13 protein-coding genes are annotated in these 13,243 nt (G+C 43.6%); 5 read left to right on the plus strand and 8 right to left on the minus strand.

Annotation, left to right across the window (positions count from 1 at the left end; all coding sequences use genetic code 11):
- Positions 1-622 (minus strand): AAA family ATPase (locus tag ACE3PQ_RS09680; protein WP_374297323.1); only part of this gene is annotated, 622 nt, incomplete at its 3' end.
- 14 nt (positions 623-636) lie between these two features.
- A complete protein-coding gene (hisIE, locus tag ACE3PQ_RS09685; RefSeq protein WP_374297325.1) occupies positions 637-1,434 on the minus strand; it encodes a bifunctional phosphoribosyl-AMP cyclohydrolase/phosphoribosyl-ATP diphosphatase HisIE in 798 nt (265 codons plus the stop codon).
- 204 nt (positions 1,435-1,638) lie between these two features.
- Between hisIE and ACE3PQ_RS09690 the strand changes: the two genes are divergently transcribed.
- A complete protein-coding gene (locus ACE3PQ_RS09690) occupies positions 1,639-2,844 on the plus strand; it encodes an MFS transporter (RefSeq protein ID WP_374297328.1) in 1,206 nt (401 codons plus the stop codon).
- A gap of 92 nt (positions 2,845-2,936) precedes the next feature.
- The gene (gene dusA / locus ACE3PQ_RS09695; RefSeq protein ID WP_374297330.1) at positions 2,937-3,947 is read left to right on the plus strand and encodes a tRNA dihydrouridine(20/20a) synthase DusA; all 1,011 of its coding nucleotides are present in this window, start codon (positions 2,937-2,939) and stop codon (positions 3,945-3,947) included.
- Positions 3,948-3,977: 30 nt separating this feature from the next.
- On the opposite strand, the gene ACE3PQ_RS09700 is transcribed toward dusA, so the two are convergent.
- The 5 genes from ACE3PQ_RS09700 to ACE3PQ_RS09720 form a co-directional block, all read right to left on the minus strand.
- A complete protein-coding gene (locus tag ACE3PQ_RS09700) occupies positions 3,978-5,096 on the minus strand; it encodes a phytanoyl-CoA dioxygenase family protein (protein WP_374297332.1) in 1,119 nt (372 codons plus the stop codon).
- A gap of 24 nt (positions 5,097-5,120) precedes the next feature.
- The gene (gene gshB, locus ACE3PQ_RS09705) at positions 5,121-6,083 is read right to left on the minus strand and encodes a glutathione synthase (protein WP_374297334.1); all 963 of its coding nucleotides are present in this window, start codon (positions 6,081-6,083) and stop codon (positions 5,121-5,123) included.
- A gap of 150 nt (positions 6,084-6,233) precedes the next feature.
- Positions 6,234-6,974 (minus strand): phosphate signaling complex protein PhoU, encoded by a 741-nt coding sequence (phoU, locus tag ACE3PQ_RS09710; RefSeq protein WP_374297336.1) that lies wholly within the window; start codon positions 6,972-6,974, stop codon positions 6,234-6,236.
- A 140-nt stretch (positions 6,975-7,114) separates the two neighbouring features.
- Entirely contained in the window at positions 7,115-8,542 is a 1,428-nt protein-coding gene (locus tag ACE3PQ_RS09715) for a TolC family outer membrane protein (protein ID WP_374297338.1), read from the minus strand.
- A 108-nt stretch (positions 8,543-8,650) separates the two neighbouring features.
- Entirely contained in the window at positions 8,651-9,103 is a 453-nt protein-coding gene (locus ACE3PQ_RS09720) for a hypothetical protein (protein ID WP_374297347.1), read from the minus strand.
- A 330-nt stretch (positions 9,104-9,433) separates the two neighbouring features.
- Between ACE3PQ_RS09720 and ACE3PQ_RS09725 the strand changes: the two genes are divergently transcribed.
- Positions 9,434-10,579 carry a hypothetical protein gene (locus ACE3PQ_RS09725; protein WP_374297341.1) on the plus strand — a complete coding sequence of 382 codons (1,146 nt, stop codon included), beginning with the start codon at positions 9,434-9,436 and terminating at the stop codon, positions 10,577-10,579.
- Between the two features lie 273 nt (positions 10,580-10,852).
- Positions 10,853-11,173, plus strand: a complete 321-nt coding sequence (locus tag ACE3PQ_RS09730; protein WP_374297349.1) for a DNA transfer protein p32 — start codon at positions 10,853-10,855, stop codon at positions 11,171-11,173.
- Between the two features lie 262 nt (positions 11,174-11,435).
- Here the strand turns inward: ACE3PQ_RS09730 and ACE3PQ_RS09735 are convergent, their stop codons facing one another.
- Entirely contained in the window at positions 11,436-11,939 is a 504-nt protein-coding gene (locus tag ACE3PQ_RS09735) for a DUF4442 domain-containing protein (RefSeq protein WP_374297343.1), read from the minus strand.
- Between the two features lie 171 nt (positions 11,940-12,110).
- Here ACE3PQ_RS09735 and ACE3PQ_RS09740 point away from each other — a divergent pair, with 171 nt between their 5' ends.
- Positions 12,111-13,013, plus strand: a complete 903-nt coding sequence (locus tag ACE3PQ_RS09740; protein WP_374297345.1) for an alpha/beta fold hydrolase — start codon at positions 12,111-12,113, stop codon at positions 13,011-13,013.
- The last annotated feature ends 230 nt before the right edge of the window (positions 13,014-13,243 follow it).

Genomic DNA, 13,243 nt, shown 5'->3' on the forward strand with positions numbered 1-13,243 from the left:
CACTCGGAATATTCGGCTCAGACAGCGCCCACAATTTCAAATACACATCATGCCCGATACCTGCCTGATGCTGTGGGTGGATCGAATCGAGCCAACGCCGTTCCAGTGCAGGGTAGAGCGAGTTTTGTAGATTCCCCGCATCATCAGGATGCAACCATTCAGGCACAGGAATATGCCGTGGCGCAGGATATTGTGCATTGGTTGAGCAGAAGCCACTGACACCATTTGCCACCAAGTTCGCCAAGCGGTTGGGCATCATCAGACACGGCTCATAACGACTACCCATCAGTCGACGGACATTGATCGGTTGCAGTTGATATTCTTTGGCAAGATAGCTTGGGCTTAAACGAGGTAGGCGTAATTTGTCGGTGATGTTGCGAGGCACGCTACGATACGCCAAAGAGTGAAAAGTTCGGCAATCAACATTTTGCTGAAACTTTTGCTGTGCATGGGTGGCAATGGCTTTGTTAAATGCCAAATACAAACCACGACGTTCCGGCATGGCTTGGCTGATCATCTCTAGCGTGGTGGTTTTACCCGTACCTGCATAGGCGATGATTTTAAATGAATCACCTTCGCGTGCGGTATCGATGGCAAGGGCTTGTTCTTTGGTGGCGTACATTAATTGTTAAAAACTTAAGATTGTGTACGGTGGGCTTTTTCCACCAATCCTGATAAGCCCTGACGACGTGCCAATTCTTCAATGATAATGTTTGGATCAATATCAAAATAGCCGAGCATGACAATGCTATGGAACCACAGATCGGCAGTTTCATAGATCAAGTCATTTTTATTTTCTTCAGTTGCACTAGCATCATAATCTTTGGCAGCGATGATGGTTTCGATACTTTCTTCACCGACTTTTTCCAAGATTTTATTGATGCCTTTTTCGTAGAGATTCGCCACATATGAACGATCGGCATTGGCTGATTTGCGCTCACGCATCAGCGCGCCGAGATAGGCGAGGACATCGCTTTGCTCACCATACGTTGCGAGTTCAAATTCATGGCCTGCACTTGCTTTTGTTTCAGTTGCTTTGGCTTGTTCATCTTTGTGATAAATTTCATTTGGGTCTTTAAGCTGTGCATCGACAATTTCCCACCCATTTGGCGTGAGTTTGCGGTAGAAGCAGGATTCACGACCTGTATGGCAAGCAATCCCGCCGTGCTGTTCAACTTGCAAGGTGATTACATCTGCATCGCAGTCTAAGCGAATTTCATAGACGGTTTGAAAGTGTCCGGACTCTTCGCCTTTGTGCCATAGTTTTTGACGTGAACGAGAGTAGTACACCGCTTGATTTTTCTCAGCAGTCAGTGCCAAAGACTCACGGTTCATCCACGCCACCATGAGGATACGACCAGTTTGATGATGTTGTGCAATCGCAGGAATTAATCCATTTTGATCAAATTTGACTTCATCTAACCAGTTCGACATCGTATTTTCCTTTGGCATCAAGAGCGTGATAAAGCAGTGCGTTCTTTGATCCGAACATTGCAGTGCTTAAAAAATCAGAATGGCAAGTATTATAGACGCTGAAACTGTACAATGGGCAATTAAATGTTGCACTCCTGATTTTTCCGCTTCATCAGATCAGTGTAGTTGTCTCTATGCTCTGAATTTTATTAGCGTTTTAGCTTTATGTCCGATCAATCCTCCTCCCAAGCTGCATCCAGCAAACCACAGCTTGCCAACTCGACCTTATGGTTGATGGCGATGATTTGTGGACTGTGCGCAGGGGGAAATTATTTTAATCAACCCTTATTGCACTCGATTCAAACGCATTTCCAAGTCGATGCTGCAATGGCACAGCTCACCGTGACATGTGCGCAAGTGTCCTATGCTGTTGGATTATTATTTCTTGTGCCTTTGGGTGATTTGCTAAAACGGCAATATCTGATTCCTGTACTGATGATCTTAACGGCGATCGGTTTGATGATCAGTGCTTTTGCGCAGAATATTTATATGTTGTGGTTGGGCACGATCATGGCAGGTTTGTTTAGTGTGGTGGCACAAGTGTTGATACCTTTGGCAACGGCATTGGTCGAGCCGAAAAAAATGGGTCAAGTGGTCGGTTTCTTGATGAGTGGCTTGCTCATTGGGATACTATTTGCGACGACGATAGCAGGCTTGTTCTCACAGCTGTTCGCATGGAATACGGTGTATTGGGTGAGTGCCATTGTGCTATTGATCCTGATGGCATTGCTACAGCCACGCCTGCCAAAACTTCCGACCTTGAATCTAAATTATTTTGCTTTATTTCGTAGCATGTTTGACTTAATGCGCACTGAAAAAAGACTGTTAATTCGTTCAGGAATTGGCGCTTTGGCATTTGGTTCGATGAGTGTTTTATTTTCCACGATGGCATTACTCATGGCAAAGTCGCCATTTTTCCTCAGTGATTTTCAGATTGGCTTGATCGGGCTATCGGGTATCGTCGGTGCGGTGTTTGCGCAGTACGCAGGAAAATTAGCAGACCGTAATTTTGCAAGGCAGTTGACCATTGTTGGCTTTATTGGGATGCTACTGAGTTGGGTGACGCTGTACTTTGCACATTGGTATATCATCGCATGCGTGATTGGTTTCTGTTTGGTGATGTTGTCCAATAATATGCTTCATGTCACCAATATGAATATCGTCTATCAACTGCGTGATGATGCAAAATCGAGAATCAACTCAATCTATATGACGCTATATTTTATCGGTGCGGCGTCTGGCTCGTCACTAGGTGCGGTGGCGTGGAACTATGGCGGTTGGACGATGGCGTGCGTGGTGGGGCTGATCTTGGGATTACTCAGTGGTGTATTGTGTCTGATAGATATGCCGAATATGAAGAAATCGCAATAAACTATATTGATTACATCGGCGATATTTGGAAAATATCACCAATCGACTATACTATGCGCCCTCATATTTCAAACCGTTCATAAGTCATAAATATGGATGCTTTAAATCTGCAACCTACGAAGGTCGCTTCACCTGGAATAGTTTCTCCCCGTATTTCTGTCGCTCCAATGATGGATTGGACGACACGAGATTATCGTTATTTCGCACGTCTGTTTAATCCCAATATTGTGCTCTATACCGAAATGGTCACGACAGGGGCGATTATTCACGGTGATGCTACTCGCCACCTTGATTTTAGCGCACAAGAGCATCCGATCGTTCTGCAACTCGGTGGCTCAAATCCACAAGATTTGGCGACTTGCACCAAGATGGCTGAGGATTGGGGTTACGATGAGGTCAACCTTAATGTCGGCTGTCCAAGCGATCGTGTACAGAATAATAAAATCGGCGCATGTCTGATGGCAGAGCCAAACCTAGTCGCAGAATGTATTCATGCCATGCAAAAGGCGGTCACGATTCCAGTGACGGTGAAGCATCGTATCGGTATTGATGAGATGCAGTCCTATGAAGAGATGTTGCACTTCGTCGATACAGTAGCGCAGACAGGGTGCACGCACTTTGTGGTACATGCACGGATTGCCATTTTGCAAGGCTTATCACCCAAAGAAAATCGTGAAGTGCCGCCACTTCGTTATGGGGATGTCTATCGTTTAAAAAGAGAACGCCCACATCTCACCATTGAGATTAATGGTGGTATTAAAACGCTTGAAGAAACCAAAGCACATCTTGAACATGTAGATGGCGTGATGATTGGTCGAGAGGCTTATCACAATCCGTATCTCTTGGCAGAGTTGGGCGAGCTGTGGCAACTGGACGCGCCAAATCGTTTTGAGATCATGGCGCAGATGATGCCGTACTTTGAGCAACGTCTTGCACAAGGCGCACCGATGTCGGTACTGACACGACATATTTTAGGTTTATTTCAGCATCTTGCAGGTGCACGTAAGTGGCGACAGGCTTTAAGTGGTGGTAATGCAAAAAGCATTGCAGATATTGAAAGTGCAATCAATATGATGCGTCAATATTCAGAACAAATGATATAAATTTTAAATTTAGATTTGTCAGCGTAGTCATTATTTAGATGTAATCTGCGCAGGGTCGGTCGCCACTTTTTTACCGACTTTGCGCCACGGATTTTTTTTCATACCGTGTTCTTCCAACTGATCTAAACCCCACCATAGAGCAGGGATCAATCTGGTTTTGATCAATGGCAAGCGTGTCACATCAAGACCTGCCCACGGTAAAAATGGATTACGACGTGCAAATGCCCATAGCTCGATACGCATCGAAGGGCGTGCGCTCAGTCCACGTGCGTGGAAGCCATAAGTATCGGCAATCACTAAAGTATTGGCAGGGACAGCAAACTTCTTCGGTGCGCCATAGCCCAAATCTGCAAGCTCACTTTCTTGGATACGGAATGAACCACGCTGTGACATACGATCACTGTCTTGGATATTGAGCGCACGTTCACGCTCCCAAGCCAATCGCTTTTCATTGAGCAGATGCGAGCCAGGTACATAGACAAAAGGACCTTCATCTTCCGCCACATCAGTAAAGAATAACCACGCTTTCATACTCGGGTGGAAAGTGTCACTATGTAGTGCAGTTTGTGGATCAGGGCTGGATTTGCGTACTTGTGAAATGATCACTTGCACATAGTACAACGGCTGTAGTTTGAAGCTTGCAACATAGTGAATCAGATGTTGCCAATAGCTAGACGCAAGGAGCTTCTTGGTGTGGGGTAAGTTCGGCAAAGTGCGAAAATCGAGCGCCATACGCCTTGTTACGGTGTCACCTTGTAAGGTTTCACGTGTAGGGAGTGGAGTTTCGGTGAGTTCTTTTTTTAAGGCTTTAAACTCGGCATCAGGTAAGAAGTTTTCTTTGAGAATAAAGCCATTTTGTTGGTATTGCGCAATATCTTCGACGCTGAGAAATTGCGCCAATTTCTCACGGCGAGCTTGGGCGAGGGTAAAGGCTTGCTTTACTCGGAACTCATGCAAGCCCATCTCATTCAACTGTTGGTTACCTAAAATCGGATGATCGACAAAAGAGCTTGAAGTCGATAGCGTAGAGGCAAGCCACCACGGAAATTTCATCGGGTCAGATTTGGCAATGTGTTTGAGCTCATGCAAGGCTTGCTGAGTTTGCTTGCTTTGCCAAAATTGCTGTACTTTCTTAAGCTTATTTATCATAGATGATCTTTTTTGATGTGCCTTTTATGAGCGTGCTAGGCCAGCTTCAAGCACAGCCTTCTCAAAAAAGGAGAACAAATCATCGGCTATTGATGTGCCGAATTGATCATCTATCTCACGGATGCAGGTTGGACTGGTGACATTGATCTCCGTCACATAGTCGCCAATCACATCTAGCCCGACAAAGACCAAGCCTTTTTCACGTAGGAATGGTCCTACTTTTTCAGCGATTTTACGGTCATTCTCTGTGAGTGGTCGAGCTTCACCACGTCCGCCAGCGGCAAGGTTGCCTCGTGTTTCGCCATTTTGTGGAATGCGTGCAAGGCAGTATGGCACAGGTTCACCGTTGATCATCAGAATACGTTTATCCCCATCGACGATTTCTGGAATATAGCGCTGTGCCATGATCGGTAGCTTGCCATTTTCAGTAAGCATTTCTAAGGTTGAGCCAATATTTGCACCGTCAGCAGTCAGACGGAAAATGCCCATACCGCCCATGCCATCTAATGGCTTGACGATCACGTCTTGATGGATTTTGAGAAATTCACGTATTAACGACTGCTGTGAAGTCACCAAAGTTGGCACTTGTAACTCTGGAAATTGTGTCGCAAATAATTTTTCATTGCAGTCACGTAGCGATTGAGGCTTGTTAATAATCCAAGCACCTTCACGTTCTGCTTGCTCAAGAATGTAAGTCGTGTAGACAAAATTCATGTCAAAAGGTGGATCTTTACGCATCAAGATCACGTCGAAATCTGCCAAAGACTGTGCAGACTTTTCACCGAGTTCATAGTAATGTTTGTAATCTTCAAAGACTTGAAGTGGTGCAACTAAACCAAACGCTTTGCCTTGATCAATATATAAATCGTATTGTAGTGCATAGCTAAGCGTATGCCCACGACGAGTTGCAGCCCAAAGCATTGCCATGGTGGAATCTTTTTTTAGATTGACTTGTTCAATAGGATCCATGACTACCAGTACACGCATGATTTTTAACTCAATCTATTTGTCTTTGGGCGTACAGTATAGTCAAAAAATAAGGCACTGAGTATTGCAAATTGAAATACGCAGTGCCCATTATTGTCAATTTTTGTGAAATAGAATTGACGAGAATAAAGTTTTGCTAAGTAATCTTATTTAGTCATTCTTAGGCTTGGATTTACCCTGAACAGTTTCTTCAATTTGTTCAAAGTCGGTGTGGCGAACGTCTAAACCTTTCACCATATAGATTACCTGTTCAGAAATGTTTCGTGCATGATCGCCGATACGTTCGAGAGAACGGAGTACCCACATCACGTTGATGACACGGCTGATATGGCGGGGATCTTCGATCATATAAGTCATGAGCGCACGCATCGCAGAAGAATACTCACGGTCAATATCTGCATCGGCACGCATGACTTGTAGTGCGGCTTCTGCATCAAGGCGAGCAAAAGCATCTAAGGCTTCACGAATCATGATACGCACTTGATTGCCGATATGACGTGTTTCCATATAGCCACGTGGTGATTCACCATCTTCTGAAAGGGCTTGGGCGATACGTGCGATTTTCGCTGCTTCATCGCCGATACGCTCAAGGTCGGTATTGGCTTTACTCATCGCCAAGACCATACGTAAGTCACTGGCAGCAGGATGGCGACGTGCCAAGATTAGCGTCAAGGCTTCATCAATATCACGTTCGTGTTGATTGACGTTGTTATCAGCCTCTTGCACCTTCACAGCCAAATCAAGATTGGTATCTAGCAAGGCATGGATTGCATTGGCAACCTGTTGTTCAACCAGTCCGCCCATCGCCATAAACTTTGCGTTGACGTCCTCGAGGTTTTCGTTGAATTGTGAAGAGATATGATGACTAAACACAGAAGTAGATGGTTCCAAGGTGAGCACTCCTAAAAATTGTAAACTTTTTAGCCAGTATTAAATAGCGCTTTTATGAAATATTTATGACAAAAGGTGATGTGGCTACAAATTTTATCTGTTTGAAACAGCATCATCTTGATTTGAAATAGTGTTTATTTTTATTTCAGCCATTGGTTAAAGTCGATTAAGTCTTGTTCGCTCAGCTGTCCTGCTTGTGCCTTAAGCTGTAAGGCACTCAGAATATAATCATACTGTGCATTGACATAATCGTGCTGTGCAGAAAAAGCATTGCGCTGTGCAAGTAAGACGTCAACCATTGTTTTGATACCTTCACGGTAGCTTGCAGAAGATGCATCGGCGACTTGCTGTGCGGATTTTAATGCACTGTGATAGGCATTCAACTGGCTGTAGGCACTACTGACTTGCAAGAATGACCGCTTAATCTCTGTTTGGATTTGACGGCGTGTTGTATCGACATCTGCGAGTGCTGTATTGGCTTCGATTTGTGACTTTTTAATTAAGGCATTACGTGTGCCAGTGTAAGGCGTCCAGTTTAGCTCAATACCAATCTTATCTGTGCGACCAGTACTGCTAATAATGGTTTCAGGGCTTTGCTTATTCCAACCTGTACTTGCAACAGCTTCGACTTGTGGAAAATAATCCGCTTTTTCCACATTGACTTTTTGCTCTGCGACTTTGTGTGCAAGACGGCTTTGAGTGAGATTAAGATTATTCCGCTCTGCCATGTCAAGCCAAGCATTGAGATCATTTGGAATCGGGTTTTGATATTGAAATCCTGCATCCAAACGTGCCAAAGGTGTTTCAATATCACCGACCAATTGTTCAAGCTCTTCTAATGCAAGCTGATATTGAATGTCACTGGCTACTTTTTTGGCAATCGCACTTTGATGCTGTGCTTCTGCCTCGCTGACATCTATCTTGGCAACTAAGCCTTCACGGTACTGCGCACGAATCATGTCGGCTTGCTTGGCAAGGCTATTCACTTCTTGTTGATTGACCTCGACTAAGCGTGTTTGGCGTAAGACATTGAAATATTTTTCAGCGACATTCAGCATCAAATCTTGCTGTTGTGACAACAGTTTGACCTCAGCGAGTTGTGTTGAGATTTTGACTTGTTTATAAGTTTGCCAAACATCCCAACGGAACAACGGCTGGCGGATACTGAGCCCGACTTGTCGAGTGGTCGATTCATCATTATAAAAGTTAAAGCTTGGTGTCACCGTCCCTGCACCAGTACCACCTGTAGTTGAATTGCTTGAATCATCCAAATCTTGATATTGCTTATAAATAGATGCGTTGACACCAACAGTCGGTAGAGCTGCTGCTTTGGCGATACCGAGATTCTGCTGTTCGATTTGAAAACGTAATTGATCCGCTTGCCATGTTGCATCATGTGAAAGCGCACGTTGATACGATTGCACTAGGTCAATTGCCCATGTCGCATTGCAGAGTGAAATCCCCAAAGCGAGCGTACATACTTTTTTTATCGTAGCTCGTTTCATCGCAGTTCGTTTAGTCGCAGTTTGCTTAATCACGGTTCGTATAGTCGCAATTCGGTTAATCATAGTGTGTTGAGCGAATCCATTTTCTTGGCTTTATCGGTTTCCTAAAATGCTGACAACAGACACTATTCGTCGTATATCAGCGTTTTGTATTATTCAAAAAAATCAGGCTCAGAAAAAGTAGCTTATTGTACCGAGTACTAAAAGCGTCGTTGCGCCAACTTCGGCAATGATCAATGCCCACATAAATCCCGAAACTAAGAACGCAGGGAGCTGCCCTGTTTTGCCGAGGCGATGTGGTTTTTGGAATTGATTGTGCGTATCTTGTAAGAAACCATGCAACACATAGCTAAATACCGATGCAAAGAAAAATAATAAATTGGCAATCACGCACCACAGCAAAGTCGTTGCAGATAAATTTGAGAAACTCGCCAAGACAGCTAGAATCAACGATGCAGGTGCATAAAGTAATGCAGAGCGATGTGCGATATCGACATAATAATGCGCACGAGCATGTTCAGATTGGCGAATTTGTAGATATTTCCATACGCCTGTGAGCATACCAATTAGAAGAAAAATACCGCTAGCAACGATGGCAATCCCAGACGCTAGCGTGAGATCAATTACACGATAATCCATAATTATACATTCTATCCATTTGAAAATTATTCAAAAAAACTGCTCAACAACGTCCATGAAGGTCAAAACAATCGCACCGCTTTATAAAAATAGTGCTAATATTTTATGACAAATGAACAGTCGTGTTGATTGTAGCTTTTATTTGAAACTGATGCTGAGTTTTTGATATAGGCATAAAAAAACCTAGTTAGAAAATTCAAAAGTCAGTATATTCAAATCTGAACATCCAAATCAGGATATTAGAGCAAGCGCATCGCATGATACTGCCAACAATTTATAAACGCATTAGATGTCATCGCTTTTGGGGTAGTGCCTATGAAACTTAAATCTCTGACAGTCGCCATGTTTGGGTTCTATTTTACGAGCTTAAGCTATGCCAATCAGACAGTACATGCCGTTGATGTTGATGCTGCAACGACGCAGATGGAAGCAGCAAGCGATGCGCCATCAGTATTGATCGAGCCACCGACAGGGACGGTTTTAGATATTATTCCCGAAACCATTGATAGTGCACCAACGATTTTACCTGAGCAGTCCAATCATAAGATTGTTCCTCCGACGGAGCAGACTAAAGAAGATTCATGGTGGGATCGTACTCAAGATAAGTTTAGCAATAGCTTGCAAAAGCGTGCGCATAGTATCAATGACTGGTTTGGGGAGCCTGATCCAAATGAGCCTGCATGGGCGACGCTACGATTGATCGTGGATACACGCTGGGATGAGTATGATGATTTTTCGGTGAAACCACGTGTACGAGGCAAGATTAAGCTACCGACCCTTGAGAATAAGCTGAGTGTAGTCTTCGGTGATGATAGTTTGGATAATGAAATCCGAGATAGTGTTGCGATTAATAATGAAAACCCTCGTGGAAACCCTGACGAAACCTTAGATGGAAAGCAGGTCAAAGACGACAACTCATCATTAGCACTACGATGGTCACAGTGGAAAAATCCGTGGGGTGTAGATACTGATGCCGATCTTGGTGTGCGCTCTGGCGATGATGTGTACGCACGTCTAAAAGTGTCTAAAGACTGGGATTTAAACAATAATTTTAGTACGCATGCCGAACAGATTTATCGCTATGGATTAGATAGTAAAGATTATCTGAGAACCAACTTAGAGATTCGTCATGCTCGCCCTCAAGAGGCTTTCTTGAGCAATCAGTTGAGTCTGACCTATATCGATGATGATTTTGAGCAGAACTTCCACTGGGACAATCGACTCTATCGACAACACCAGTTTTTCCATGATCACTGGTTTAACTATGGCGTGTACACAGGTGGTGATATTGATGACAATCAACCTGAGCTAGATAGCTATGGACCGTTCATCGGTTGGCGGCAGCCGTTTTTACGTGAATGGCTATTCATTCAAACAGAAGTGAATTATTACAATGATGATAATTTGGATCGAGACCATCATGTTGGTGCATTACTTCGTTTGGAAACATGGTTTCAATAACATAGAAATGGCATGTAGTTGAAATTCACCTGATGTGTTTGAAAAAAAACGTACTTCCGATAAGACTACGTTTTTTTTGATTTTAGCTTTTAAAGAAATGTGACAAGTCGGTTACATTCGACACAATTCGATAACGATAAGCGCAAGATTCGTGCGCATTGATTTTGCATACTTATACAGTTCATTTTTTAGGAAGAAGAGGATATAACCATGTTAAAACAAACAATGTCGAAGCAAACGCATAAAACCACAGCTGTATTTGCAAGTTTGGCGATGAGTGCCGCATTATTAGTTGGCTGTGCGAATGCAACACCATCACAAAATCGTATCGGCGCAGCAGCAGTCGGTGGTGCAGTAGGTGGTGCAGTCGGTCAAAAGGCTGGAGGTCGTACCGGTGCAGGTGTTGGTGCAGCAGCGGGTGCAGGTCTTGGTTCAAATAGTCAAGGCAGTAGTGGCACAGGTTCTACCTCAAGTGCGATTGGTGGTGCTGTTGGTGCGATCATCGGTGAAAAAGTCATCGGTGGTGCAGAAGGTGCTGCAGTTGGTGGTGCGATCGGTGGTGGCGCAGGTGCTGCGATTGGTGAAGGTCGCTAATCGCCAAGCCTTGATTTAACAACCTCGATTGAATCAAAAAAAGTTGCGTCATTGGCGCAACTTTTTTATGTGCAAAATTTTATGTGTAATTGAACTCGGTCAATCTGATGAAGTCAGTTTTTTAGCCATTTCTATGGTTTGAAATTTTGCATTCTCCAAAGAATGTTGATGGCGTTGATCCGCAAACTCATGGTATTCAGAGCGAATTTCATAAAAATCCTCAACACCAAGATGTTGTAGTGGTCGTTTTGATTACACGTTTTTATTGTTTAGAACGAAACAGCGATCGTGTACCTTTTGGCTTTTTAAGGCGGATATAGACGACTTTTTCTACAGCGGCGATCCGTTGTCCTTGTTCATCAATAATGTCGAGATGATAGGTGCGGAACACAGGTTCATGATTCAAAGCAAGCTGACGAATTTCTGTGAGCTCATCAGGATTGATTCGGACATCCGCATAGACTGTACCACGCCCAGGTGAAAGGAATTGAATCGTCGCAGCTTTATCCCAAACGATATATTTCTCACCCAGTTGATGCATCAAAATCAACATATAAAATGGGTCAACCATCGCATATAAGCTACCACCAAAGTGCACACCGACAATATTTCGATTTTTGCGAGTGAGTGGCATTTTGACTCGAATAAAGCCCTCATCGAGGTGCATTTTTTCGACTTCGATACCTGCGCCACGAAACGGTGAATAAAAATTCAAAATAAACTTGGCTACACTCGGTAGACGATTAATTACTGTACGTATGTCCATAAAGTCAATTTATCTCTTCATCTTTTACTCCATACTAATCGGAGTTTGAGGAAAAACAAGCACAGATTGACTACAATCCTATGCCGATAGGATTTTACTCAGTCGGTTTATCTCGTCGATTGTGTATTGAACGTGGGTAAACGATATCTTCAGGATTATTTGGGAAGAACTATGCAAGCATTACAGCAATCAAAACAGCAACTACAACAGCAAGCTCAACAATACTGGGTCAAAACCACAGACGGCGAGCAACTCTTTGCGCAAAGCTTCGGTGATGCAAGTAAGCCTGCGATGGTGCTCGTACATGGCTATCCTGACAATCAAGAAGTGTGGGATTTGATGATTCCGCATTTACTCAATGATTTCTATGTGATTAGTTACGATGTACGTGGTGCAGGGCGTTCGACTATTCCGAAGAAAGTATCAAGCTATCGATTGCCACAGCTCTCTAAAGATTTAAATGCAGTGGTGGAGCATGTCATTCCAAATCGTCAATTTCACCTCGCAGCGCATGATTGGGGGTCGATTCAAACATGGGAATCGGTCACAGAAGAAAGTTTTCGTGGAAAAATTTTATCCTATTCGACTATTTCAGGACCTTGCCTAGATCATGCTCAGCACTATCTGCAAAAGGCAAAAACGGCTCAACCACTGAATGCGCTGAAAATGCTCAGTAAGTCTTGGTATATCGCTGTATTTCATTTGCCATTATTGGCGCCGACCTATTGGCGTATCAGCTCGGTGAATCAGTGGCAAAAGTTTTTAAACAATTTGGAAAAAACCAAAGGGCTACCAGTGAGCCAAGCGGTGTTACAAGATGGTCAGCATGGTATTGCGCTATATCGTGCCAACTTCATTCCAACCATGCTTAGGCCAAGAAAGCGCTATGCACAGTGTCCTGTACAAGCGATCGTATTGAAGTGTGACCGTTTTGTCAGTCCTGGATATATTGATGAAGTACAACATTGGGCAGATGATTTTAGTCGTGTTGAGGTGGATGCGGATCATTGGGCGATCTTGAGCCAACCGCAACGTATTGCACAGTATATTGCTGATTTTGCTTTAAAATATTAATTTTCAATTTGGTGGTCGAGCTCAATCGAGGACTTTATTTCGATTGAGCTTTTTTTATGTCTAACTTGAGTTCGGTGAAGTTTGTATTGCACAGCATTGAAAAGGAAAAGCATTTTAGACAAGGTCTTGCGGTGTATACTCATATTTCGGGATTAACCTTCGGTTCGACTCACTTTTCTTTCGGGAAAAGTAAGCAAAACCATTTGTCAGCCGCAAACTCGGTCATACAC

This window comes from Acinetobacter sp., from assembly GCF_041911495.1.
Classification (GTDB): Bacteria; Pseudomonadota; Gammaproteobacteria; order Pseudomonadales; family Moraxellaceae; genus Acinetobacter.

Excerpts from the sequence above, each read along its gene's own strand:
- ACE3PQ_RS09700 (WP_374297332.1), bottom strand. The coding sequence starts at position 5,096 with ATGATAAATAAGCTTAAGAAAGTACAGCAATTTTGGCAAAGCAAGCAA.
- hisIE (WP_374297325.1), bottom strand. The coding sequence starts at position 1,434 with ATGTCGAACTGGTTAGATGAAGTCAAATTTGATCAAAATGGATTAATT.
- ACE3PQ_RS09690 (WP_374297328.1), top strand. The coding sequence starts at position 1,639 with ATGTCCGATCAATCCTCCTCCCAAGCTGCATCCAGCAAACCACAGCTT.
- ACE3PQ_RS09730 (WP_374297349.1), top strand. The coding sequence starts at position 10,853 with ATGAGTGCCGCATTATTAGTTGGCTGTGCGAATGCAACACCATCACAA.
- ACE3PQ_RS09735 (WP_374297343.1), bottom strand. The coding sequence starts at position 11,939 with ATGGACATACGTACAGTAATTAATCGTCTACCGAGTGTAGCCAAGTTT.
- ACE3PQ_RS09715 (WP_374297338.1), bottom strand. The coding sequence starts at position 8,542 with ATGATTAACCGAATTGCGACTATACGAACCGTGATTAAGCAAACTGCG.
- gshB (WP_374297334.1), bottom strand. The coding sequence starts at position 6,083 with ATGCGTGTACTGGTAGTCATGGATCCTATTGAACAAGTCAATCTAAAA.
- ACE3PQ_RS09740 (WP_374297345.1), top strand. The coding sequence starts at position 12,111 with ATGCAAGCATTACAGCAATCAAAACAGCAACTACAACAGCAAGCTCAA.
- dusA (WP_374297330.1), top strand. The coding sequence starts at position 2,937 with ATGGATGCTTTAAATCTGCAACCTACGAAGGTCGCTTCACCTGGAATA.
- ACE3PQ_RS09725 (WP_374297341.1), top strand. The coding sequence starts at position 9,434 with ATGAAACTTAAATCTCTGACAGTCGCCATGTTTGGGTTCTATTTTACG.